The organism is Labrenzia sp. 5N (genome assembly GCF_012395805.1).
Lineage (GTDB): Bacteria > Pseudomonadota > Alphaproteobacteria > Rhizobiales > Stappiaceae > Roseibium > Roseibium algicola.
The window spans coordinates 756,133-782,088 of record NZ_JAAZTM010000020.1 but is presented as its reverse complement, the minus strand read 5'-3'; the positions used below and the strand labels follow the sequence as shown (position 1 = coordinate 782,088).

Below are 25,956 nucleotides of genomic sequence, written 5' to 3'. Positions count from 1 at the left end.
TGAAAGTGGAGGAGAAGTTCGGCCTAGCCCATTTGCTGCAATGCCGCAATCCATTTTGCTCCGCAATAGAGTAGAAGCCTGTGCGAAGCACTCAATCGAGGCGATATGCCGCTGGTCGGCATTTCCAGGGGCACGGTTGGCGGACTTCTGTGGGTGGTCCGCCTTTTCCGGAAAAAGCACTCAAATCATTGTATACACGCTCAATTTCGATCATTAAGCTGACCACGTCCCGTGTGGTTCGCCTGTGGCGCAATGCGGGGCTGAGGAGGGGGCTCCAGAAGGTCGGGTCTTGACGCCGTGACCAGAGCGAAATGCGACTTCCAGCAGCAAGAGTGATGAATGCGTAGGGTCTTTCGGGCGGTACACATGCTTTGCATGGGGTTTGCCGCGATCGTCTTTTTCGGCCAGCTGGCCATGGTGCTCATGCGCTATCTGCTTGGCTTCGGTCTTCTGGAAATCCAGGACGCGGTCAACTACGCTTTTGCAGCCCTCGTGGCCCTTTCTGTCGCCGTTTCCTTCGATGCAGACAAGCACGTGCGGGTCGATGTATTTCGCCAGAACTGGAGCGAGCGGACAAACCGGCGTATCGACTGGCTTGGAGACCTCCTGCTCGCGCTGCCGGTCTTTGCAATCATGCTCTGGACGGCATTCCCGCTCGTCAAAAGCTCCTGGGCGATATTGGAAGGCTCTCCGGAAACCGGCGGTCTGCCCGGCCTGTTTCTGGTCAAGACCTGTCTGGTGATCCTGCCTGCGCTTGTGGTGATCTACATTCTTCAAAAGCTGTTCGGCGCGATGCGACGGAAATTTTCATGACTGCCGATATCATCTGGCTCATCATTCTGGCCCTTTCCGTATTTGCCTGTATTCTTTCCGGCGTGCCGGTCCTGCTTGCAATCGCCGGTGCACCGACGATTGTCGCGCTGGTCGCCGCCGCCACCGGGCATTTTGACCTAGTGTTCTTTCAGGCTGTTCCCCAGCGCGTTTATGGCGTGATGACAAATCCGCTCCTGTTGGCGGTGCCGTTGTTCGTGCTGATGGGGTTGCTTCTGGAAAAGTCGCGCCAGGCAGAGCGGATGCTGCAGAGCCTGACGGCCGCGATGGGCGGGCAGCAGTCCGCTTTGGCGCTTTCTGTGGTTCTGGTAAGCGCACTCATTGCCGCCTCGACCGGTATCATCGGGGCAACCATCGTCATGCTGGGCACGATCACACTCCCGGCTCTGTTGGCCGCGGGTGTGAACAAGCACATGAGCAGTGGCCTCATTTGCGCCAGCGGCACACTCGGTCAGATCATTCCGCCGTCGATCGTTCTGATCCTCCTGGGAGATCAGGTGTCCAATGCCTACTTCGAAGCGCAGCAGGAAGCCGGCAACTTCGCGCCAGACCCGGTCACGGTGGGGGATCTCTTTGCCGGTGCGCTGATCCCGGGGCTGCTCCTGGTCGCGCTATATGCGGCATACGTCCTGCTGCGACTGCGCCGGGCCTCTCCGAAGGGACAGGAAGCTAAGTCCCCGACACCAAAGCCTCGCGTGTCAGGCCGGGAATTATTCCGGGATATCGCGCCCACGCTCGGGTTGATCATCGCCGTGCTCGGCAGCATCCTGATCGGCATTGCAACGCCAACGGAAGCCGCAAGTGTCGGTGTCGCGGGGGCTGTCCTGATCGCGGCTGCAGGAAGCGACGGCAAGGTGGCGCGTGTTGCCATGGTCTGCGCTGCCTTTGCTATTGTGCTGTTGATCCTGCGCAGGCTCGGTCTGTTCGGTCTGGAGTTTGAAGGAGGCCGGATCAGCTGGACGACACTGACGATTGTCTCCGTCGCCATGACGGCCGCTGCCCTTGTCATGCTGGCCATCGCAGCAGCTTCTCTGATCCGGGGAGGGGTTCTTGTGCCCGCGCTGCGGGAAACCGTCACCATCACCGGTATGATCTTCGGCATCGTGATTGCTGCCAGCATCCTGTCGCTCGTGTTTCGGGGGTTCAACGGTGATGAACATGTGGCCGAGTTGCTGCACGCCTTGCCGGGCGGCGCTTATGGCATGTTGTTGCTGACAATGCTGGTGATCTTCCTGCTCGGATTCATTCTGGAATTCGTGGAGATCATTTTCATTGTTGTTCCGATTGTCGGGCCGATTATCCTGCAAAGCGACATAAGCCCGGTCTGGTTTGCGGTCCTGATTGCGCTTAACCTGCAAACTTCGTTCTTGACGCCGCCATTCGGGTTTGCGCTTTTCTATTTTCGATCGGTTGCACCGGCGGATATCCGCACCTCTGACATTTATGTTTCGGTGATCCCGTTTGTCGCCATCCAGCTTCTGGCGCTCGGTCTGGTCGCCGCCTTTCCGGCACTGGCAACCCTGCTGCCGGACGTCCTGTTTTGAAAATCGAGGGAGACACAAGCATGAAAAGACGTGATTTTCTGAAGGCTGGTGCCGTTGCCGCACCTGCCAGCTTGCTGGCAGCGCCGGCAATTGCGCAAGGCAAGATCGAATGGAAGTTGCCGACCTCCTTTCCGGCGAAGGCGCCGGGTGTCGGTACCAACGTGACCGCCTTTGCCGACCGCGTGGCTGCAATGTCCGATGGCCAGCTGACTTTCAAAGTCTATTCCAGTGGTGAGCTCGTACCGCCGTTCGGTGTTGAAGATGCCGTGGAGCAGGGCACTGCCGAGATCGGTCATTCGACGCCTTACTATGCCGCGTCCAAGAACACCGCCATGCACTTCTTCTCTGCCGTTCCTTTCGGCATGACCGCGGTCGAAACAACCGCCTGGCTTCGCTATGGCGGCGGACAGGACCTGTGGGACAGCCTTTATGAAGAACGCGGCCTCAAGCCGTTTTATTCCGGCAGTTCGGGCGTACAGGCGGCCGGCTGGTTCAAGAACCCGGTGGAAAGCCTCAACGATCTTGCCGGCCTCAACATGCGCATTGCCGGTCTGGGCGGCGAAGCCATGCGCAAGCTCGGCGTCAACGCAGTCCTGCTGCCGCCTCCGGAAATCTTCCCGGCCTTCCAGTCCGGTGCCATTGATGCGGCCGAGTGGGTTGGACCCATGCTGGACCAGGCATTCGGCCTGCAGAAGGTCGCCAGCTACTGCTATGTTCCAGCCTTCCACGAGCCGTCAGCCGCGCTGGAAATCGTCGTCAACAAGGAAGCCTACGACAGCTTGCCGGCGAACCTTCAGGCAATCATCGCCTATGCTGCGGAAGCGGCTTCCGTCGAGACCACCGCACAGTTCGATTATTACAACGCGGTTGCCATGAAGAAACTGAAGGAAGACGGCGTTACCTTTGCCAACTTCCCGGATGATGTCCTGGCTGCGCTGAAGACGGCGGTTGCGGAAGTGATGGCGGAAAACGCTGCCGCCAATCCGAAGTTTGCCGAAGTGCAGAAAAGCTATGACGCGTTCCTCGAGCTTGCCAAGGACTACGCGGCACTGGTGAAGGCAACCACTTTCACCCAGCGCATGTAAGCAGAGTTAATCCTGCCGGTGGCATTGGCCACCGGCAGGGCTTCAGGTTTCCAGCTGCCGTTCGCGCAGGACGATGGCGATGCCGCTCGCGATGATGATCGCGGCACCGACATAGGTTGCTATGTCGGGAATTTCCCCCCACAAGAGCCAGCCGAGCAGGGTCGCCCACAAGAGCGCGGTATAATCGAATGGCGCGACAACGGCTGCCGGGGCAAAGCGGAAGGCCTGTGTCATCAAGGTGATGCCGGCCGTGCCGAATAGTGCGATGCCAAGAAACAGCCAGATGTCCTCCGCGCGTGGCTGCACCCAGACGAAGGGCATCGCAAAGGCACTCATGATTGCGCCGGCCCCCACCAGGTAAAGCATCAGGGTCCAGACACTCTCGCGCGGGTCGACAAGGCGGGCGCTGAGCATGAGCGCGGCATAGAAGAAAGCCGTTGCGATTGGGAGGAGCGATGCTGCTTGGAAAGCGCCTGAACCCGGACGGACAACCACCAGAACGCCCAGAAATCCCACGAGCACTGCCGTCCATCGACGCCAGCCCACTTGCTCTCGCAAGACCAGGGCGGAAAGCGCTGTCACAAAAACAGGCATGACAAAAATCAGCGCTGTTGCTTCGGCGAGGCCAAGAAGGCTCAGCCCGGTGAAAAACAGCGTGGCGGCGCAGAGCCACAACACTCCGCGCAGAAGATGGGCTGCCGGGCGGTGCGAAATCAAGGCAGATCTTCCACCCATTTTCAGTGCGATCAGAACCGCAATCGGAAGCGCGATCAAATTGCGCAGAAACAGGATCTGGATGGGGCTGTAATCAGCCGTCAGTGTTTTGGCAATGGCGTCGTTGAGGCATAGGCACACGACACCTGCACACATCATTCCGATTCCGGTGGTCACCTGATTGCGGCCGCCGGCCATGGCCGTTTCCATTCCCATATCTCCCTGGTTTTGGCGCAGTGAAGCATCGGGGCAGGCAGGGCGGCAAGGCACGATTTCACGAAATCAGGCCTGTCCGGACACCAGGAGAAACTGGAATACGGAAATTGCTGATGCCGCTACGTAATTCGTTTCGAGGCGATAGTGTTTTGCGGTAAGGTGCAATCATCGATTGTTTTCGACGTTCCCAGGTCCACTGTCCGGAAGCCCCGTCCCATGGCATTGACGTCTCCCTATTTCCGCAACGTGCCGCAGCTCACTGCAGCGTCCACCAACAGCCCTTGGCTCGGCAGCGGGTCAAGCGGTCATGGAGTGCATCTGGTTCAGTTCGGGTTGATTGACCTGGGGTTTCCCATGCCAAAATCCGTTGGTGGAACGGGGCTCAGTCCGGATGGGGTCTACGGCAGTGAAACCGTGCAAAAGGTCAAGGAGTTCCAGCGTTCTACGCATGGCGGAGCCCCGATCAAGGACGACGGCGCCGTCGGACGAAATACCATGGCCAAGCTGGACCGGGCGCTCGCGTCCTTCACTCACAAGGTTCGGGTGCACATCTTTGTCGTGGTGACGCCGGATGCTCCGGTGGCAACCGCGGAAACGACTGCGAAGGAGCTTTACGGACATTACGGTATCGACTTCGAGGTTGCTTCCATCCAGTCGCTGGCATTGACCGCTGCCGAGGAGACGGAGTTTTCGCAGCATGGCCTCTTGTTTGCACGGATGAAGGAACTTGCCGAGGCGCATACGTCCGTCAGGATTCGTCCGAATGAAATCATGGTGTTCTATATCCGTCGCTTCAATCCCGACACGGATCTGGCCCTGTCCAAGGCCAACCACACGGGTGCTGTTACCCGAATCAAGAAGAACGCGGATGCCAGCACACTTGCCCATGAGGTCGCCCATAATCTGATCGACAGTCCACGGGGTGTGAGCGAGCATGTGGCGCACAAGCAGAACATCCTGGCGACACTGCCCCGGACCACGCCCTTTGTGCTGAGTGTCGAACAGATTGAGCAGATGCGGCGCAACATTCGGCTGTTGCGGGCGTGACGCCGGTAAATTGCAGACCATGGCCATCTGGTCAGCATCGTTAGCGGAGGCTAGCATCCGGCAGTTCAAACTGATCCATCTTTGACAGAGAGACCCGCATGCACGCCTTCCTGCCGTTCAATCTAGACGACATCGCTCCCGAACAAGATGCGCCAGCTCCGGAAAAGGTCATTGCGGGTGATCCTAAGTTTACCACCTGGTTGGTTGAGACGACGGACAACGAGACCCTGTTCTCGGGCGTATGGGAAGCAACACCGGGGGCCTGGAAAATCTCTTATGACGAGTGGGAGTTCTGTTCGATCCTTTCCGGCAGGTCGGTGCTGACCGACAAGGACGGCATCACCCGGGAAGTTGGCCCCGGAGACAGCTTTGTCCTTCAGCCCGGTTTCTCCGGAACCTGGGAAGTCCTTGAAACCACTCGCAAGCTTTTTGTGATCCGCCTGCCGGCCTGACAATGGGTCATCCCTGGAAGTGAGCGACGTGACTGTCCAGGATTAGCTGTAAACGCATATGGGCGCGTACCCAGACCTCTCGGAGTTCGGGCAGGTCAGGGAAGTTTGCTAAGCTATTGTTTGGAGTGCCACAACAGCATTGTACTCCTCGCAAGCTGATGTGGCTTTGGAGGCCAACCGAAGGGAAACAGGGAGCAGTGCTCTCCGGTTCGATGCTTTTCGGTCAGTTTACTTCTGCGACTGAAAACCGGCAGGTTCTGTCAGCAACAGGATGACGAACACCAGAACGGGTGTCAGCACCACGCCTGCCAGGAAGCAGCCGAAGGAACCAAGCCGTGTGTCCCGACCGCGGTAACCGACCAGGACACACAAGAGCAGATAGATGACCAGTGGTGCGACAAACATCAGGCGGCTTCCGACTTCTCTTCCGCGATGTCTTCGCCCTTCTTCACCATCTTCTTGAAATGCTCCTTGTAGGCAGCCGCGTCGAAACTCAGGAAATCTCCACCGGTTTCAAAATGCTGCTGGAATACCTTGCCGACGGCAAAGGTGAAGGCACCAAGCGTAGCGCCTGATCCAACGATACCGAGCGCAGTGCCGAGCACGGGAATGGTCTTCATGAAGCTGGTGGCAATAAAGGTTCCCGCACCGACACCGCCGAGACTTCCCAGAAGCGTGGTTACTGCGGTTCTTGCGCGATTTTCCGAGAATGGCACGTCATAAACGGCTGCCAGCTTGCGGATGAGGTTGAGCTGCGTTCCGATTGCGGCGACGAGATCGAAGATCGGAACTGGAATGAGGCCGGTACCTGTGCCGACGATAACATGGTCCCGAATGATCTTTTCGGCTGCCAGCGTGCGTTCTTCCGGGGTCAGCGGAGCACTTTCGGTCTGAGCCTTGCCATCTGCCAGCTTTTCAGCTGCATCAACAGTGTCCTCAGCTTCTGATTTTGCGGAACTTGTGCGAGTGGACTTCGTTGTCATTTCACAGTTTCCTTCCTTCAGCGTCGCAGCTCCCCGCTGCTTACTCTACGTGAGCGTAGCTTGAGTGTGGTCCGATTTCAATCTTACAATCAGCGCGGTATCAATTGTCAGTTTGCGGCTTTTCCGTGTTTTGATCATTCGAAGCAGGCGCGGTCTCACCTGACGTCGTGCTTTCGCTTGATGTACTGTCGCCGGTCGAATTTTCGTCAGGCCTCAGCTGTGTCTCCTGATCCTGAGATGTATCTGCCTCTGCTGTAGGAGCGTTCGGGAAAAGCTGTGGCAGGTTATCGAAATCAGGCAATCGGTAGCGCTGCGGATTAACCGGAGCGGGCGCTGGTAAATTCGGCTGGTTTGCAATGTCGCTGCCCAGGATGAGCGGAAGCTGATCTTTCCCGCCACCGACGATCACGATCTTGCTGTTGTTGGACTTGGACAGTTCGACGGTCGCTTCAATTCCGCGCCAGGTCAGCAGTTGCGGCGTCAGGGCATCTGCAACAATCGAGTAGAATGTCTGGTAGCCGATGGCGTCGATCCGCTTGCGCTCCGCTTCCTTGCGGGCCTGTTCCAGCACGTATTCATAGGCGAGGGCGTTCTGTTCCTCGGTCAGCTTACGTGAAATCGCCTGATTGATTTCCTTCGGCAGCTCGATCCGCCGGATGATAACCTGGTCGAAGACGATGAGATCCTGATTGTTGGCTTCAATGGTCTCCATGACTTCCTTTTCGAGGCGCGTCATGTCGACCTGATAAAGCTCATGAGGGTCGTATTTGCCTATCACCGAGCGAACCGCTTCCACGGCGGTCGGGCGGACGAAACGGTCGGCGTATTCCGGCCCGATCGCCCGATGCAGTTTGCCGGCATTATCCGCCTTCGGGTAATACAGAACCGAAATATCGGATGTGATGCGCAAGCCGTCCGCTGCCAGGCCGTGGACCGTTTCATCCTGTTTCTGGATGCGGACTTCGTACCGGTAGATGCGGTTCCACGGCCATTTGATGTTGATGCCTTCGGGATAAACAAACCTGGTTTCGGTGCCGACGGTGAGGGTTCTGAACAGGACGCCGACTTCACCCGGCCCGATGACAAAGAACGTCAGAGGCCACAAGACAATCGAGACGAAACCAAGCAGCAGCAGATAGGCGATGGCCTTGTCGGTCCGGCTCATCCTGTGGATCTTGCGCGGCTTCTTTTTCGGCTTACCAACTTCGACGTCGTCTTCCGCAACGCTCATTCAGCGCTCCCAGGAATTGAAACGGCTCCGCAGCTCGTTAAAGTGACCTAGCGGCCAAGAAACGCATAAAAACAAGAACTCTCAATGCTTTCCGAGCAGTCTTGTCTGCGTCAATTGCAGCACAGTTGCAAGAAAACAACTCTGTGGCAAGCGTGTTTCTTGAGCTAGGCAAGAGCCAAAGAATTTGCTTAAGTTGTGTTGTGTAGCGTTGCGTCACTACAACGTATGGTTAATTTCACGGTTTGTGAAACCAAGATCGAAACAGACTATGGGAGTGGTGAGTGTCAGCCAGCACAGAGTCATTCAGTTTCGATCGCAAGGACCTTAGCCGGTTCCTTTTCGACCTTTACGATTATGAGCCAAGGCTCTTGCGCAAGCTGATCTCCGCCAGGCCCTACGTTTGCCCATTCGAAGAGATGGAGCGGCATGTTCCAGCAAATGCAAAGGTTCTGGATGTAGGCTGCGGCAATGGCGCGTTGCTGGCGATTCTGCTGGCATCCGGAAGGATAAGCGAAGCAACCGGCTGCGATGTCCACGAAGGCGCTCTTGCCTCGGCCCGCAAGGCAGCGGGGAGAACGGGGCACTCAGCGGAAGTATCCTTCCTGCGAATTGGCAGCTTCGCGGAGCTGCCGGACGACTGCTTCGATGTGGTGACCATGGTCGACGTGCTGCACCATGTTGCCGAACCTGAACGGATGACGGCTGTTGAAGAGGCGATCAAACGGGTCGGTCCCGCAGGAGTGTTTCTTTTCAAGGATATGGTCGAAGCACCTTTCTGGCGCCGCCTGGCCCACAATATCGATGACCTGATTTTTTCCGGTGAATGGGTGAAGCAGGTGAAAACCGCAGAAGTTGAGAAGCAGGTAAGGGCTGCGGGCTTTGAACTGGTCGAGAGTCTCGAAATACCAAGGGTCTTTTACGGCAACACCCTGAGGGTTTTTCGAAAAATTTAGTAAACGTCGAAAAGAGATATGTTGAACGACGAATGTGAATAAAAATTAACTTATCTTCTGCGAAAAATTCGTGAATTGTTTTTTACTGCCGTTAGATCATGAGAATGAAAAGTGAGTAGGTAGCGAATTTAAACGATCGATTACTTTGCTTAAAGCCGGTCTTGGGGGGTGATTTGAGTTCTGGTGTTGCAAATCGTCATATGTTTCTGGCCGGGTATATTCTGGTGCCTGGAAGCCATTTCGCCGGCATGTGGCGCCACCCGTACAGCGAAACGGATTTCTGTGATCCCGATCTCTTCAAGGATACGGCGGTCACATTGGAACGGGGCGGGTTCGACCTCGCATTCATTCCAGAATCGCTCAGCGTGACAACCGGACTGAACGACAACTACGAAACCTTTTTGAAACACGGTGCGGTTGGTGCCATTCGCCATGACCCGAACCTGCTGGTTTCCCTCATGGCCTCGGTAACGAAGTCGCTCGGTTTTACCGTCACGCTATCGACCACCTACATGGAACCTTATCATCTGGCCCGTACGCTCAGTACGCTGGACCATTTCAGCAGGGGCCGGATCTCGTGGAATGTCGTAACCTCCGCTGGTCCGAGCAACGGGCACAATTTCGGTCATTTCCCAAAGCTCATTTCTCCCGAAGCCTATGACAGGGCGGAAGAGATCCTGGAGATCTGCCGCAAGCTCTGGAAGTCCTGGGAACCGGACGCGCTGGTAAGCGACAAGGCGTCCGGGCTTTACGCGGACACCGGCAAGATCCATCCCATTGATCACGAAGGCGAACGCTTCAAACTTCGAGGTCCCTTGTCACTTCCCGCCGGACCGGACGGTGAACCGATCCTGATGAGTGTCGGCGTTTCTCCGCGGGGTCGTGATTTTTCCGCCAAATGGGTTGATGTCGTTTTCGCCATTCAGGCAGATGCCGAGGGCATGTCGGAACTGCGTGCCGATGTTCGCCGCCGGGCTGCAGAGATGGGGCGCGACCCGGAGAAGATATTCCTGCTGACGGCGGTGCAGCCTGTGATCGGTGAAACCGAAGCCATTGCAAAAGCGCGGGCCGAATATCTGGACGAGCTGATCCATCCGGATGTCGCCATCGCCTTTCTGTCGGGCATGATCGGCGTCGACGCGACAGGTTTCGATCCTGATACGCCAATCGACAAGGTGTTGGAGAGTTCTGGCAAGTCGCCAAACAAGGCGGCTGTCGATGGCGGAGCCGCATTTCCCTGGTTGGAGAGGATCCGGGAAGAGGACAGGGGAAGGCTCTGGACGCTTCGCGACATTGCCATTCGGATGGCGCGGAGCACGTCGACGCCGCGTCTTGTCGGAACGCCGGAACAGGTGGCCGATCAGCTTGAGAGCTATTTTACAAGCGGCGCTTGCGACGGCTTCGTGATTACCCCGACCCACTTTCCCGGAAGCTTTGACGAGTTTTCCCGCTCCGTCGTGCCAATTCTCCGCCAGCGAGGGCACGTACGGCCGGCGGGGCACGACCCTTTGACACTCAGGCAGCGCCTCGGGCTGCAAGGCTGACGATATTTCAATTCGGTTTCGGCCGGACAAGCAAAACAGAAACGGCAATTCTTCGACGGAGTTGATCTCAATGACATCCCGCGAAAGTGGTTTCCAGACAGCAAGGGCAAAGGCTGCCTCAGGCAGCATTGCGCGTCCGGATGCCAGCCATTTGCCGTTGGAAGCAACATCGGACAATGAGACTGATTCTGTTCGCGCACTTTTTGCCAGGCAGGTGAAGTCGAGACCTGGTGACACGGCACTGATACTGCCGGATAAGGTTCTGACCTTCGAGGAACTGGACCGGAAGGCGAACCGTGTCGCGTGGTACCTCATCGGCCGGGGTATCGGGCCTGGCAAGATCGTGGCACTCGGCTGTGCTACCGGGCCGGACCTCGTCGTAAGCCTGCTGGGCGTGATCAAGACCGGAGCGTGCTACATGCCGCTCGATCCGACCTATCCTCGACAGCGTCTGATTGACATGCTTCAAGACGCAGAACCGGATCTGATCCTTGCGGAACAACCGGTCGCCGGCGTCGTTGAGGCGGCTGGTCAGACAGCGCGGGCGGTCTTTCTCAGAAACGGTTCGCTGAGCCGGGACATCGCCGGACAGCCTGATACCGCACCTGTGGGTGGTGATCTTGTTCGCCGGCTGACTGGCGATGATCCTGCCTATCTGGTCTATACGTCCGGTTCCACCGGGCGGCCCAAGGGCGTTCTCGGGCGGCAGGCCGCTCTTGCCAACAGGCTGGCCTGGATATCGGAAGCCTTGCCCTTCGCGCCAGGTGAGCGAACGCTGTTCAAGACCTCCTTGAACTTCATTGACGGGTCGACGGAGCTGTTGGGCGCCTTGTGCAATGGCTGTGCGGTCGTCCTTGCAACCGGCAATGTTTCCGCTGACCCGAGGCGACTGGCAGAGACGGTGGCGACGTTTGCCGTCACGCGGTTGACCGTTGTGCCGAGCCTGCTGGCAAGTCTTCTCGAGGACGACTGTTTGCCAGACTTGAAGGTCTGCCGGACCTGGGTCACGAGTGGCGAGCCTCTACCATCAAGTCTTCTGCAAAAATTCTGCGAAAAACTGCCAGACGCCCGCTTGTTCAACTTCTACGGTGCGTCAGAAGCTGCGGGGGACAGCCTCTGGGCGCGATGTGATGCAGACAGGAAAATTGCCATCGGCAACCCTATACGGGAAACAGTCGTCTACCTGCTCGACGATCTGCTTCAGCCTGTCTCCGACGGAGAGACCGGTGAACTCTACATAACCGGCACAGGTCTTGCGCTTGGATATCATCGCCAACCGGACAAGACCGCAGAAAGGTTCGTAGCTTCGCCCTTTGGGCCCGCTGGTGCCTTGCTTTACAGAACAGGCGACGTTGCGCGGCGAATGCCTGACGGTGGTTACGAATATCTGGGGCGTTCCGACCATCAGGTGAAGATACGCGGCGTTCGTGTCGAACCGGGAGAGGTCGCAGCAGCCCTGGACAGATTGCCGGAGGTTGCCCGCTCGGCTGTCGTTGCGAAGCGACGTGACGACACGGACGTCTATCTTGCTGCCTATGTTGTCTGGGAAGTGGGAGCCGACAAGGATATCGCAAGGCTTATGGCTGCCTTGGCAGAAGCTCTCCCTCCAGCCTTTCTGCCGTCGGCGATCATGGCTCTCGATGCACTTCCGCTCACACCCAATGGAAAGTTGGACAGGGCAGCGTTGCCGGATCCGGTGCCGACGGCTGGGCGGAGCGCAAGCGGAACGCAGAGCGACCTTGAAACCGCAATCTGTGAGGCATTTACAGAGCTGCTCGGCGCCCACTCGGTTTCAGTACAGGATAATTTCTTTCTCCTGGGTGGGCATTCACTGCTGGCCGCTCGTCTTGCTTATCGACTGAGAGACCGATTTGGCGTGCAGATCGCTCCAGGCGAGATTTTCGACGCGCCGACACCGGCTGCGCTTGCCCGTCTGATAGGGGCAGCGAAACCATGTTCCCTGAAACAGAAATCCGTTGCGCGACCCGACAAGGTTCCGCTGTCTTCTGCTCAAAAGCGTCTCTGGTTCCTGCAGCGACTTCACCCGGAAGATACTTCCTACAATCTGGTCTACCGCTTCCGGCTTTCCGGTGCTGTCGATCCGTCCGTTCTTGGGCAAGCCTGGTCAGACGTTATCGAGAGGCACGAAGTCTTGCGGACCGTTTATCCGCAAGACGGGGCCGGAGCGCCGTATCAGGACATCCGTACGGGTTTCGTTTCGGAAGATGTCATCCGGATTGTTTCAGTACCGGCAGCTGAAGGCCGGTCAGAGCTCTCCCGTCAGTCTTCCAGGCCGTTCGATCTGCGCAAGGACCTGCCGGTGAGAGTGTCGATCGTTACGGACGAAAATTTCGGTCCTGAACCGCAATGCATGATGCAGATTGTCGTGCATCATATCGCGATTGACGGTGGCGCCCTGCGCCCATTGCTTGCCGACTTCGAGACGGCCTTTGCGGCGAGAATGAGCGGCAAGGAACCTGTCTGGCAAAAGCCGACAGTCCAATATGCCGACTTCGCAAGTTGGCAGCATACCCGGCTGTCCGGGGCAGCAGAACAGGAACTTGCCGCTCGTCTTGCTGAAGCAAGCGAAGACCTCGCAGGCGCTCCGGATTGCGTTGATCTGCCTTGTGCCGAAGGGCAACGAAAGAATACCTATTGGCAAGGCGACGGAGTAGCCGTCGCGATCCCGCCAGAGCTTCATTGCAAGCTTGAGCGACTGGCAACCGAAACTCGGACCAGCCTGTTCATGGTACTGCAGGCTGCGATGGCTGCGACCTTGTCGCGGCTCGGCGCAGGGGAAGACATCGTCATCGGAACGCCTGTCGATGGCCGCCCGGACAGCTCTTTCGAAGAAACCATAGGCCTCTTCGTCAACATGCTGGCGCTCCGGAGCGATCTTTCCGGCAGACCGACCTTTCGCGAGTTATTAGCCGATACGCGTCAGCGGAACCTTGCCGCCTATTCCCGCCGGGACGTGCCATTCGAACTCGTGGTCGACAAGGTCGCTCCACGCAGGGACCTGTCCTTTCATCCGGTGTTCCAAACTGTTCTGGCGCTCGATATGGCAGGAGCGACTGTTGTTACCTTGCCGGGGTTGGGCTGCGAAGTTGAAGACGTGCCTGTCGAAGCCTCAAAGTTCGATCTTTCCTTCGACCTGACTGCTCATCGCGACGAGGTCGGAGGCGCAGGCGGTATCGACGGGCGGATCGAATTCCGGACAGATCTCCTGGATCGGGAGGTTGCAGGCAATATTTCCCGGCGTTTCATCGATCTACTTCGCGCAGCCGTGGAAAATCCGGACAAACGGATCGACCACCTCATGATTGTCGATCCCGACGAAGCGTCACGTCTTGCCGCCTTGTGCGAAGGCGAGCAGGTCGAAAAAGCTGCGATCGAAATGTCTTTGCCCGAGCGGTTTCGTCTGTTGGCCAGGGAAAAGGGCGAGAAGGTCGCTCTCTCCAGCCAGATCCGCACGCTTTCCTACGCCGAGCTCGATGCATTGTCGGACCGCGTTGCGCAAAACCTCCTCCGCCGGGGTGTTGCACCTGGGGCACGGGTCGCGGTCCTGATGGACCGTTCCATTGATCTTGTCGTCGCAACGCTCGCGATCGTGAAGGCAGGCGGGGCATATGTTCCCTTGAACAGGAACGATCCTGCCAACAGGCTTCAACAGCTCGTTGCCGACACCCGGGCCCACCTCGTGCTGACTGACAGTGAAGACGCGATATCAGTCAGTTTCAATGATGCACCCTGCGTTCCTTTCAGCCACCTGCAAGTGGCGGCGGGAAAGGAGACCTTACCGAATATCACCAATGGACAGATCGCCTGCGTTCTCTTCACCTCCGGCTCCACAGGCAGGCCGAAGGGGATCGCGATCAGCCACCGCAATATTCAGGCCCTCGCGCTCGACGGATGCTGGCCGGAAGGCTCTCATGAGCGGGTCTTGCTGCATTCGCCCTATGCATTTGACGCTTCGACCTATGAAATCTGGACACCGCTCATGTTGGGGCAGGAGCTTTTCGTCGCGCCGCCTGGCATTCTCGATGCTGAAACGATTGCGCGGCTGGTCGAAGAGCACAAGGTATCTGCAGCCTGCATCACGACACGTCTTTTCAACATCATTGCAGGTGAAAAACCCGAAGCATTCAAGCCTTTGAGTTCAGTGCTGATAGGTGGTGAGGCGGCTTCCGCAGAAGCCTTGCGCCGTGCAACGGCAGCTTCGCCAGGGACGCGGTTCGTCAATGGCTATGGCCCGGCAGAGGGCACGACCTTTGTGACCTGGCATGCAATGCACACGCTGGAGAAATCCGCGCACAAGGTTCCCATCGGGTTGCCACGTGACAATTGTAGCGTCCGAATTCTGGATGACCGCCTGCAACCTGTCGGTATCGGCATGGTGGGCGAGCTTTACCTGGCCGGTGACTGCCTGACGCTTGGCTATCTCGACCGGACCGGTCTGACGGCCGAGCGCTTCGTTGCCGATCCCGCGGGGCCCGCAGGCAGCAGAATGTATCGCACCGGGGATCTGGTGCGCTGGCGCAGTGACGGCTTGCTGACCTTCGTCGGACGTGCCGATCACCAGGTCAAGATCAATGGCTTCCGTATCGAACCGCAGGAAATCGAAAACGCTATCGGTAGGCAGTCGGACATAGGCCAGTGCACGGTGATCGTGCGTGAAGACAGGCCCGGGGAAAAGAAACTCGTTGCCTATGTGGTTGGTACGGGGACAGGAGAACCAGATCTTGCAGGCTTGCGAAAAAGGCTTGCCGAGACACTCCCTGCATTCATGGTGCCAGCCCATTTTGTTCTTCTGGAACAACTTCCTTTCACGACCAATGGCAAGTTGGACATCAAGCGCCTGCCTGCGCCTGAAATTCACGGCGATGGAGCGAAGGTACCCGCGGGGCAAACCGAGACCGATATCTGCGCGTTGTTTGCTGATGTTCTGGGTCTGGAAACCGTAGGGCCTGCCGACAACTTCTTCGCACTTGGCGGCGACAGTATTCTCTCCATTCAACTGGTCAGCCGAGCACGGCGAGCAGGGCTGGTGTTTTCGGCAAGAGATGTCTTCAGCAACAAGACCCCTGCAGAGCTGGCAACGGTTGCGCAAAGGCAGCAATTGCCGGAGATCGGAACTGATCTCAAGTCAGGATGGATCAGCGAGGAAGATCTGAGCATTGTCAGCAGCCGCTACGGCAGTTTGCTATCGACGGTGTGGCCGTTGACGGGCCTTCAGTCGGGTTTGCTGTTTCACGCCTTGATGGACGCTGAGACGGGTGAGGATGCCTACAAGGTGCAGACGGTGGTCAGCCTGGATGGCCCGGTGGATGCGCAGCGTCTTGAGGCGAGCCTTCAGGCTCTCGTTGCCTGGCACGCACCTCTGCGGGCCGTCTTCTGCCACGAAGGCCTGAGCGATCCCGTTCAGGTGGTCCTGTCGAAAGTCGAGCTGCCGTTTGAGCAGGTGGACTTGTCCGAGGACGCAGATCCGGAAGCGGAGCTGGATCTCTTGCTTCGGGAAGACAGGAAGACCCGTTTCGACCTTGCTCAAGGTCCATTGCTGCGTGTCTGCCTCGTAAAACGTCCGGACGGCGGTGCGTGGCTGGTGTTGAGCAATCACCACATTCTTCTCGACGGCTGGTCGCTGCCGGTGCTGATGCGGGAGCTGAAGGAGATTTATGAAGCCGGCGGGGCAGGGGGGCTGCCGCCTGTAACGCCGTTTGACCGGTATCTCGGCTGGCTGCAGCAGCAGGACAAGAAGGCTGCGAAAGCGGCTTGGCAAGAAGCTCTGTCCGGTCTGGAAGAACCGACCCGGCTGGCGGCCTCTGTCTGTGGCCAGTCTGCAAACACGTCCACCGGCTCCTCGTCAGGTGAAGGCAGTGCGGTGCTGCGCTTTGACGATCTCCTGAGCGAGGACGCAACCCGGTCCTTGGAAGGCCTGGCCCGCACGCTGGACATCACCTTGAACACGGTGCTCCAGGGTGCCTGGTCGGTCGTGCTTGGCCGCATCTGCGGGCGGGATGATCTGGTCTTCGGCACGACGGTCTCCGGCCGACCCGCCGAGATCACCGGCGTCGAAACCATGGCGGGTCTCTTCATCAACACCGTGCCGGTAAGGGCAAAGCCTGTTCCGGCAACACCCGTCACCGCCTTCCTGAAGGAGCTGCAGTCCCGTCAGGCCGCACTTCTGCCGCACCAGCATCTGGGGCTGCCGGAGATCCAGGCAGAAGCGGGACTTGGAGACCTGTTCGACACGCTGGTGGTGTTCGAGAACTATCCCTTCAGCGACGAGACCCATGAGGCTTCGCCGGATGGCCTGCGGATCAGCGGTGTCGAGGTGCATGACCAGACCCATTATCCTTTGAGCCTGATGGTTGTTCCGGGCAAACGGCTGCTGCTGCGGCTGGATTGCCGGGAAGAAAGGATCGGCGGAGACCTTGGCCGCAGTCTTCTTGGGCAGTTGTGCAATGTACTGGCGCAGATGGCCTCCCGCCCGGAAGCGCCGCTCGGATCTCTCGAGATGCTGCCGGCTTCTGAAAGAAAGGCTGTGCAAGACCGGTGGAACGCAACACGGCACGCCTTGCCGGAAGGGGATCTGACGGAGCTGATCTCCGCAACGGCTTCCCGGTTTGGAACGCGGGAAGCGGTTATCGGCAGCACGGAGCGGCTGACCTATGCCGAGCTTGAGGCACGGGCAAACCGGCTGGCGCATCTTCTGATCCGGCGCGGCATTGGTGCTGAGGACCGGGTCGCGATTGCCTTACCGAGAAACCCGGACATGATCGTGGCGCTGCTGGCGGTGCTGAAAACGGGCGCCGCCTATCTGCCGCTGGATCCGGACTATCCGGCAGCCCGCATTGCGATGATGCTGGACGATGCCGCGCCGCGTCTTGTGATCTCCGAGACGGCAACAGCAGCCGCCTTGACGGATGGTGCGCCGATATCGGCGCTTCTGCTGTTGGATGCCGACGCGACCGGGTCCGAGTTGGCCAAGATGTCCGCTTCGGCCCCGACCGATGCCGACCGGAAACAGCCGATTAACCCCGCGCACCCGGCCTACGTCATCTATACGTCCGGCTCGACCGGTAAGCCGAAAGGTGTCGTCGTTACACGCGAGGGGCTTTCAAATCTCGCCTATGCCCAGATCGAACGGTTTGCGATTTCGGAACAGTCTCGGGTCGCGCAGTTCGCATCCTTCAGTTTCGACGCCGCCTTTTCGGAAATCGCCACGGCACTGGTCTCCGGTGCGACTCTTGTGATCTGGCCAAGACAGGCATTCACAGATCCCGCAGCCCTGAAGACATTCATGTACGCGCAAAGGGTAACGCATATCACGTTGTCGCCGAGCCTCTTGAGCGTGATGTCGACGACAGACCTTCCCGAAGGTTGTGTGCTGGTAACGGCCGGTGAAGCCATCAGCGTGCCGGAAGTTCGCAGATGGTCTGACCGTTGTTGCCTCGTCAATGCTTACGGCCCTACAGAAGTGACTGTGTGCGGTTCCATGAGCTTGCCGCTGACACCTGTTCAGGAAGGCGATATCGCGCCCATCGGGTTGCCGATCTGGAATTCCAGCCTCTACGTTCTTGATCAAACGCTTCAGCCCGTCCCGAACGGTGTGGCTGGAGAACTTTACATCGGCGGTGCCGGCCTTGCGCGGGGCTATCAGAACCTTGCGGATCTGACCTCTTCCAGATTTGTCGCCGACCCGTTCGCCGGTGCCGGACGGCGAATGTACCGAACAGGGGATCTCGTCTATCGGGCGGAAGACGGCAATCTCTTTTTCCTGGGCCGCAGTGATGCGCAGGTCAAGGTCCGGGGGCGACGTATCGAGCCGGGCGAGATCGAACGCGTGCTTCTGGAACGCAGCGATGTCGCCCAATGTCTCGTGAGCGTCTACAGCGACCGGAAGGGCGCTTCGAGGCTTGTTGCCTATGTGATCGGGCAGGAACGATCGGATCCAAGTGCAGAAGAGCTGCAGCGCTACTGCGCCGACCGTCTGCCGGATTATATGGTTCCGGCACAGATAGACCTCTTGCCCTACTTGCCAAGGCTTCCGAACGGCAAGATCGACAGGAAGGCCCTGCCGGCACCCAGCCGCCCGCAAAGAGCTGAAGAAACAAGACGGCAGTCTCCGGCAGAGCAGGCGGTAGCCGCCGCTTTTGCCGAAACGCTCGGCATTACACCTCCCACGCTCGACGACAGCTTCTTCGGTCTCGGCGGCGACAGCATATCGGCAATCCGGCTTGTTGGACTGTTGCGTCGAAAGGGTCTCAAGGCAACACCGAAAGACGTTTTCGATCACAAGACGGTTTCAAAGCTTGCGAGCGTGGCAAGGACGCTTGAAGGACCGGAAGTCAATGAACTGAAGGAGTTCGAGCCAGATACCGTTTTGCCGACGCCAATCCTGCGCTGGTTTGCAGAACTGGGTGGTCCCGCCGACGGCTTTTTCCAGTCGACCTGTCTGATGCTTCCCAAAGGGGTAAATGCCGAATTCCTGCAAACAGCTCTGGGGGCAATCGTTCAGCGGCACGGGATGCTGCGGGCTCGAGCGAACAAGACTACCCCGGCGATGAAGATTGGTCCGGTTGCCGAGTTCACTGACGTTTTCCCTATAAAGCACATCAGCCTGAGTGAGGTCGAAAACGAAAACGGGCTGAAAGATCTCCTGGAAGAACAGCATGCCGCCGCAGTTGAGGCCTTGTCTCTTTCCCGAGGCAAGGTGTTCAGTGCCATCTGGTTTGACCGTGGCCACATGGAGCCGGGTCTGCTTCTGCTTGTGGCGCACCACCTGGTGATCGATGGTGTCTCCTGGCGCATCCTGAGCGAGGATCTTCGGACAGCTTGGGACGATTGGTCGGCCGACCGCCCGATCAGCCTGGAACCTGAAAGCAATTCTTTCCCAGGATGGAGCAGGCTGCTGCAAGCCGATGCGGCCTCCGATGCGCGCGTATCTGAAGAGGGTTACTGGAGCGCGCTTCTATCATCCGGCACTGAGCGCTTTCTGGCAGGTGATCTGGACGGCAAGCAGGATACGGTTCAGACGTTGAAGTCCCTTGCTAGCCTTCTGAGCGCTGAGGAAACCGAGCAGATCCTGACCCGACTGCCTGCTCTTTACAGCTGCGGACCGCAGGATGTGCTTCTGGCGGCACTTGGCCTTGCCGTTGGAGCTTTCAAAACTTCCAGGTTTGGAAAACCGGGGGGGGCGATCCTGTGCGATGTCGAAGGGCATGGACGCGAAGCGATTGGAGACGCGGACCTCAGCCGAACTGTCGGCTGGTTCACTAGCGTCTTTCCGGCACGACTGGAGGTCACGACGGCGGGAAATGGAATTTCCGGTATGTCCGACGCGGACCTCAAGCAGCTCATCATTGAGATCAAGGAGCAAGCCTCCGCACGTCCCGATCATGGCCTTGGTTATGGAATGCTGCGGTATCTCAACAAGGAGTCCTCCGCCAAACTTGCGAGCGAAAACAAGGCGCAGATCGCCTTCAACTATCTCGGTCGTTTTCCGGCGGGCGCTGGTGGTGCTTGGAGCGCGGCGCCGTTCTTTGGTGGAATGCGCGGCGGATTCGATCCGGCAACACCGCTTGCTCACATGCTTTCCATCGATTGTCAGGCGATCGAAGAGGAAAAGGGCTTTTGCCTCCACACCGAGTTCGGGTTTGCCAGCAGACATCTTTCGGAAAAAGAGATTGCTGAATTCAGGGCTCTCTGGGAAGAAGCTCTGATCCGGCTGGCAGCACACGGCAACTGGTCTAAAGCCGGTGGTCAGTCACCTTCGGACTTCCCGCTGGTTGCTGTTTCCCGGGCCGATGTCGACCTGCTTGTTCAACGCTACGGCGGTTTGCTATCGACGGTGTGGCCGTTGACGGGCCTTCAGTCGGGTTTGCTGTTTCACGCCTTGATGGACGCTGAGACGGGTGAGGATGCCTACAAGGTGCAGACGGTGGTCAGCCTGGATGGCCCGGTGGATGCGCAGCGTCTTGAGGCGAGCCTTCAGGCTCTCGTTGCCTGGCACGCACCTCTGCGGGCCGTCTTCTGCCACGAAGGCCTGAGCGATCCCGTTCAGGTGGTCCTGTCGAAAGTCGAGCTGCCGTTTGAGCAGGTGGACTTGTCCGAGGACGCAGATCCGGAAGCGGAGCTGGATCTCTTGCTTCGGGAAGACAGGAAGACCCGTTTCGACCTTGCTCAAGGTCCATTGCTGCGTGTCTGCCTCGTAAAACGTCCGGACGGCGGTGCGTGGCTGGTGTTGAGCAATCACCACATTCTTCTCGACGGCTGGTCGCTGCCGGTGCTGATGCGGGAGCTGAAGGAGATTTATGAAGCCGGCGGGGCAGGGGGGCTGCCGCCTGTAACGCCGTTTGACCGGTATCTCGGCTGGCTGCAGCAGCAGGACAAGAAGGCTGCGAAAGCGGCTTGGCAAGAAGCTCTGTCCGGTCTGGAAGAACCGACCCGGCTGGCGGCCTCTGTCTGTGGCCAGTCTGCAAACACGTCCACCGGCTCCTCGTCAGGTGAAGGCAGTGCGGTGCTGCGCTTTGACGATCTCCTGAGCGAGGACGCAACCCGGTCCTTGGAAGGCCTGGCCCGCACGCTGGACATCACCTTGAACACGGTGCTCCAGGGTGCCTGGTCGGTCGTGCTTGGCCGCATCTGCGGGCGGGATGATCTGGTCTTCGGCACGACGGTCTCCGGCCGACCTGCCGAGATCACCGGCGTCGAAACCATGGCGGGTCTCTTCATCAACACCGTGCCGGTAAGGGCAAAGCCTGTTCCGGCAACACCCGTCACCGCCTTCCTGAAGGAGCTGCAGTCCCGTCAGGCCGCACTTCTGCCGCACCAGCATCTGGGGCTGCCGGAGATCCAGGCAGAAGCGGGACTTGGAGACCTGTTCGACACGCTGGTGGTGTTCGAGAACTATCCCTTCAGCGACGAGACCCATGAGGCTTCGCCGGATGGCCTGCGGATCAGCGGTGTCGAGGTGCATGACCAGACCCATTATCCTTTGAGCCTGATGGTTGTTCCGGGCAAACGGCTGCTGCTGCGGCTGGATTGCCGGGAAGAAAGGATCGGCGGAGACCTTGGCCGCAGTCTTCTTGGGCAGTTGTGCAATGTACTGGCGCAGATGGCCTCCCGCCCGGAAGCGCCGCTCGGATCTCTCGAGATGCTGCCGGCTTCTGAAAGAAAGGCTGTGCAAGACCGGTGGAACGCAACACGGCACGCCTTGCCGGAAGGGGATCTGACGGAGCTGATCTCCGCAACGGCTTCCCGGTTTGGAACGCGGGAAGCGGTTATCGGCAGCACGGAGCGGCTGACCTATGCCGAGCTTGAGGCACGGGCAAACCGGCTGGCGCATCTTCTGATCCGGCGCGGCATTGGTGCTGAGGACCGGGTCGCGATTGCCTTACCGAGAAACCCGGACATGATCGTGGCGCTGCTGGCGGTGCTGAAAACGGGCGCCGCCTATCTGCCGCTGGATCCGGACTATCCGGCAGCCCGCATTGCGATGATGCTGGACGATGCCGCGCCGCGTCTTGTGATCTCCGAGACGGCAACGGCAGCCGCCTTGACGGACGGTGCGCCGACATCGGCGCTTCTGCTGCTGGATGCCGAGGTGACCGGTGTTGAGCTGGCTGCAATGTCCGCTTCGGCCCCGACCGATGCCGACCGGAAACAGCCGATTGATCCCGAGCACCCGGCCTACGTCATCTACACGTCCGGCTCGACCGGTAAGCCGAAAGGTGTCGTCGTTACACGCGAGGGGCTCAAGAACCTTCTGTGTTGCCTGAGTACCGAGCTTCGCTTTCTGCCGCAGGACAAGGTGCTCAGCGCGACCACGATCGGGTTCGACATTGCCGGGCTTGAGCTCTACGGCCCGCTGCTGATTGGTGCAGGCGTAGTGCTGTTTGAAGGCAATCAGCGCGAAGCGGATCGCCTCCATGACTGGATCGGCCAGGAAAAACCAACGGTCATGCAGGCAACGCCATCGCTCTGGCGGTCGCTTCTGGAGGTTGGGCCACTGCCGCGTTTGCAGGTTCTTGTGGGCGGTGAGGCTCTGGACGGCGGACTAGCGTCGCAGCTGCAAGCCGCAGGGCCGGTGACGAATGTCTATGGCCCGACCGAGACAACGATCTGGTCTGTGAGCGCATCTGTTCGCACCGAAAGTTCAGGCATTCCGTCTATCGGGCAACCTTTGTGGAACTCGCAGGTCTACGTACTTGATGAGACCCTTCAGCCTGTCGCCGAAGGTATTTCCGGCGAACTCTACATCGGCGGGCTTGGGCTCGCACGTGGCTATCACGGGCGTTCGGACCTGACGAGCGAACGCTTTGTTGCCGATCCGTTTGCAGGCCATGGAGCGCGCATGTACCGGACCGGGGACACGGTCTATCGCAGAAGCAACGGTGAGCTTGTGTTCCTGGGACGCGGAGACAGCCAGGTCAAGATCCGAGGCCATCGTATCGAGCTTGGCGAGATCGAGGCGACTATCGCATCGATGACAAACATTGCGAAGGCGGTGGTCTTGGACCGGCCGGATGGAGCGCGAGGTTCTTCGCTCGTTGCCTATGTTGTTCCGGAAGAAGGGGCTGAACTCAAAACTGCTGAGCTTCGTTCCGTGCTCCAGCGAAACCTGCCTGACTACATGGTGCCTGGCGCTTTTATCGTACTCCCGGAATTGCCGTTGACACCAAATGGAAAGTTGAGCCGTCTGGCGCTGCCGGATCCTGTCTGGAAACAGGGAGAAACAAGTCCGGCAACACTCCAGGAAACGTTGTTGTGCAATCTCTTCGCTGAACTGCTGCCCGGCGTAGTGCCGGGACCGGAAGACAGTTTCTTTGATATGGGGGGGCATTCGCTGCTCGCCGCACGCCTGAAGGCACTGATGAAGGAACGCATGGGGCTGGACGTCAGCCTTCGAGATATTTTCGCAACACCGACGGTGCGCGGTTTGCTGTCGCTCGGGCAAGGTCGCAAGACCGGTTTGCTGGAGCCGGTGCTGCAGATCCGGCGGGCAGGATGTCAGGCGCCACTATTCTGCGTTCATCCGGGCTTCGGTCTTGGTTGGACGTATGCCGGTCTTGCTTCCGTCCTGCCAGCCGATGTCCCGATCATCGCCCTTCAGGCGCGCGGCTACATCGGCGAGGCCGTTTTGCCTTCAACGCTGAACCAAATGGCGGCCGATTACGTCGCAAGTGTCAACAAGGTGGCCAGCACGGGCCCGGTTCGGTTGCTTGGTTGGTCGTTCGGAGGGCTGGCTGCCTTCGAAATGGCACGTCTTTTGGAAGAAAGCGGCAGAGACGTCGAGTTCCTGATTCTTCTGGACAGTTATCCGATGCACGAAGAAGACCCGTTGCCGGATCTTTCAGATAGTGGAGCGCGCGGTGCGTTCCTTGAAATGATCGGCTTCGATCCGCATGTACGCGTACCCGAAGACGTTTCCTTTGAGGATGTCCGGAGATTTCTGGAAGACAGTGCCCATCCTCTGGCAGACCTCAGCCCAGTCGACTTCAACAACATGCTGCGGATCGCCCGAAACAACGCGCTGCTCGCACATGGCTATCGGCCCAAGACGTTAAACTGTCCCCTGGTGCATTACGCTTCGAACAATACGAAGCGTATGCTGGGTGTTGAGGCCGATCCCTGGGAAAACCGGACAAACGGACAATTCGAGGCGCACGGACTCGACTGTACACACCATGAAATGACATCGCAGCAGGCCCTTTGCGAAATCGGCGAGGGGCTGAATGCTTTGATGAACCTTGGCGATCAGCCGTTCAGGCAGGCCGTTGCGGAAGGGAGACTAAAGAATGTCGGTTGATATCCTCAATCCCGTGGAACCTGAACACGCTGTACAGCGCGCGATACCCATGACCGGCGCGGAGTTCATCGACAGTCTCCAGGACCAGCGCTGTGTCTATTTCAATGGAGAGCGGGTGACCGACCTGACGGGTCATCCTGCCTTTCGCAACTCGGTACGTTCCCTGGCACGGCTTTACGATGCCCTGCATCAGGATCACGATAGCGGCACCAATGTCCTGACCGCACCTGCCGATGCCGATCCAACCGGTTACACACACCGATATTTCAAGGTGGCCAGATCGGCAGAGGACCTGCTCGGTCAACAGAAGGCGATCGCGGAATGGGCAAAGATGAGCTACGGCTGGATGGGGCGCTCACCGGACTACAAGGCAGCGATCGTCAACACGCTGGAAGCCAACGCGGCCTATTATGGGCCTTTCGCAGACAACGCGCGTTGCTGGTATCATCTGGCTCAGCAGCGCACCTATTTCATGAACCATGCTGTGGCCAATCCGCCGATTGACCGGGCGAAGCCTTTCAGCGATGCAAAAGACATCCTGGTTCACGTTGTCAAGGAAACAGACGCGGGGCTTTATCTTTCAGGTGCAAAGGTTGTCGCGACTTCGGCAGCACTGACCCACTACAACTTTCTCAGCCACCACGCGGTCTCGGAAACCAACGAACCGCCTACGGCTTTCATGTTCTTTCTCGACATGTCGACGCCGGGCATCAAGCTGATCTGCCGGAACTCCTACGAATATGCGGCGAGCCAATCCTCGACGCCGTTCGACAGTCCGCTGTCTTCCCGCTTCGACGAAAACGACGCCATTCTCGTTCTCGACAACGTTTTCGTGCCCTGGGAGAACGTGCTGGTCTATGGGCCTGCACACAAGCCGATCGACTTCCTGATGGACACGGGCTACCTGCAAGGCACCTGTTTCCACGGATGCACCCGGTTTGCGGTGAAGCTGGACTTTCTCGCCGGTCTGCTGACCAGGGCGTTGCACATCACCAGTGGTGACGAGTTTCGCGGAAATCAGGTTCTGCAAGGGGAGGTGATCGCCCTGCGTCACCTGTTCTGGTCGTTGTCGGATGCAATGGCCCGGACACCGGAAGCCTTTGCAGACGGCGCTTTCCTGCCTGGACTATCGGCCGCGCAGGCCTATCGCGCGCTTGCGCCCGATGCCTACGGTCGTGTGAAGGAGATTGTCCAAAAGATCGTCGCGTCCGCGCTGATCTATCTGCCGTCTTCCGCAAAGGATTTCCAGAACCCTGAAATCGACGGTTATCTGGAACGGTACGTGCGCGGCTCCAACGGCGTTGGCTACAAGGACCGTATCAAGCTGATGAAGCTGCTGTGGGACGCCACGGGCTCGGAATTTGCAGGGCGTCACGAGCTTTACGAGCGCAATTATGCCGGCAATCATGAAGAGGTGAAACTGCAGCTTCCTGCAATCGCACGGCGCGACGGTTCAATGGACCAGATGCTGTCGCTTGTTGACCAGTGCCTTGATGATTATGATGAATTCGGCTGGTGCAACACGGCGTGGAAAGACTGACGC

At 58.6% G+C, this 25,956-nt stretch carries 13 protein-coding genes; 9 read left to right on the top strand and 4 right to left on the bottom strand.

What is annotated here, in order from left to right; genetic code table 11:
* Window positions 1-339: 339 nt before the first annotated feature.
* Genes HEP89_RS24040 through HEP89_RS24030 form a run of 3 tightly spaced genes read left to right on the top strand, consistent with a single transcriptional unit; the run spans window position 340 to window position 3,460 of the window.
* Window positions 340-813, top strand: coding sequence for a TRAP transporter small permease subunit (locus HEP89_RS24040; RefSeq protein ID WP_208984142.1), 474 nt, complete (start codon window positions 340-342; stop codon window positions 811-813).
* Window positions 810-2,375 (top strand): TRAP transporter large permease subunit, encoded by a 1,566-nt coding sequence (locus HEP89_RS24035; protein ID WP_168693222.1) that lies wholly within the window; start codon window positions 810-812, stop codon window positions 2,373-2,375. The genes HEP89_RS24040 and HEP89_RS24035 overlap by 4 nt, the downstream gene beginning before the upstream one ends.
* 20 nt (window positions 2,376-2,395) lie before the next feature.
* Window positions 2,396-3,460, top strand: coding sequence for a TRAP transporter substrate-binding protein (locus tag HEP89_RS24030; protein WP_023004109.1), 1,065 nt, complete (start codon window positions 2,396-2,398; stop codon window positions 3,458-3,460).
* Window positions 3,461-3,502: 42 nt separating this feature from the next.
* Here HEP89_RS24030 and HEP89_RS24025 read toward each other — a convergent pair whose 3' ends face one another.
* Complete coding sequence (locus tag HEP89_RS24025; protein ID WP_168693221.1) at window positions 3,503-4,384, bottom strand: DMT family transporter; 882 nt, start codon at window positions 4,382-4,384, stop codon at window positions 3,503-3,505.
* Between the two features lie 222 nt (window positions 4,385-4,606).
* Between HEP89_RS24025 and HEP89_RS24020 the strand changes: the two genes are divergently transcribed.
* A complete protein-coding gene (locus HEP89_RS24020; protein ID WP_168693220.1) occupies window positions 4,607-5,437 on the top strand; it encodes a peptidoglycan-binding protein in 831 nt (276 codons plus the stop codon).
* Between the two features lie 98 nt (window positions 5,438-5,535).
* Entirely contained in the window at window positions 5,536-5,889 is a 354-nt protein-coding gene (locus HEP89_RS24015) for a cupin domain-containing protein (protein ID WP_168693219.1), read from the top strand.
* 228 nt (window positions 5,890-6,117) lie between these two features.
* Here HEP89_RS24015 and HEP89_RS24010 read toward each other — a convergent pair whose 3' ends face one another.
* The 3 genes from HEP89_RS24010 to HEP89_RS24000 all read right to left on the bottom strand — a co-directional run bounded on the left by HEP89_RS24010 (window position 6,118) and on the right by HEP89_RS24000 (window position 8,103).
* Window positions 6,118-6,294: a hypothetical protein gene (locus HEP89_RS24010; protein ID WP_168693218.1), complete on the bottom strand. Its 177-nt coding sequence runs from the start codon at window positions 6,292-6,294 to the stop codon at window positions 6,118-6,120.
* A complete protein-coding gene (locus tag HEP89_RS24005) occupies window positions 6,294-6,872 on the bottom strand; it encodes a DUF697 domain-containing protein (protein WP_023004114.1) in 579 nt (192 codons plus the stop codon). Before HEP89_RS24005 ends, HEP89_RS24010 begins: the two co-directional genes overlap by 1 nt.
* A gap of 100 nt (window positions 6,873-6,972) precedes the next feature.
* Entirely contained in the window at window positions 6,973-8,103 is a 1,131-nt protein-coding gene (locus HEP89_RS24000; RefSeq protein WP_023004115.1) for a prohibitin family protein, read from the bottom strand.
* A 281-nt stretch (window positions 8,104-8,384) separates the two neighbouring features.
* Between HEP89_RS24000 and HEP89_RS23995 the strand changes: the two genes are divergently transcribed.
* The 4 genes from HEP89_RS23995 to HEP89_RS23980 all read left to right on the top strand — a co-directional run bounded on the left by HEP89_RS23995 (window position 8,385) and on the right by HEP89_RS23980 (window position 25,953).
* Window positions 8,385-9,056 (top strand): class I SAM-dependent methyltransferase, encoded by a 672-nt coding sequence (locus tag HEP89_RS23995; RefSeq protein ID WP_077293067.1) that lies wholly within the window; start codon window positions 8,385-8,387, stop codon window positions 9,054-9,056.
* Between the two features lie 173 nt (window positions 9,057-9,229).
* Window positions 9,230-10,600 carry an NtaA/DmoA family FMN-dependent monooxygenase gene (locus HEP89_RS23990; RefSeq protein WP_228148046.1) on the top strand — a complete coding sequence of 457 codons (1,371 nt, stop codon included), beginning with the start codon at window positions 9,230-9,232 and terminating at the stop codon, window positions 10,598-10,600.
* 70 nt (window positions 10,601-10,670) lie between these two features.
* Complete coding sequence (locus HEP89_RS23985) at window positions 10,671-24,413, top strand: non-ribosomal peptide synthetase (protein WP_168693217.1); 13,743 nt, start codon at window positions 10,671-10,673, stop codon at window positions 24,411-24,413.
* Window positions 24,403-25,953, top strand: coding sequence for a 4-hydroxyphenylacetate 3-hydroxylase N-terminal domain-containing protein (locus tag HEP89_RS23980; protein ID WP_077293064.1), 1,551 nt, complete (start codon window positions 24,403-24,405; stop codon window positions 25,951-25,953). The genes HEP89_RS23985 and HEP89_RS23980 overlap by 11 nt, the downstream gene beginning before the upstream one ends.
* Window positions 25,954-25,956: the final 3 nt, after the last annotated feature.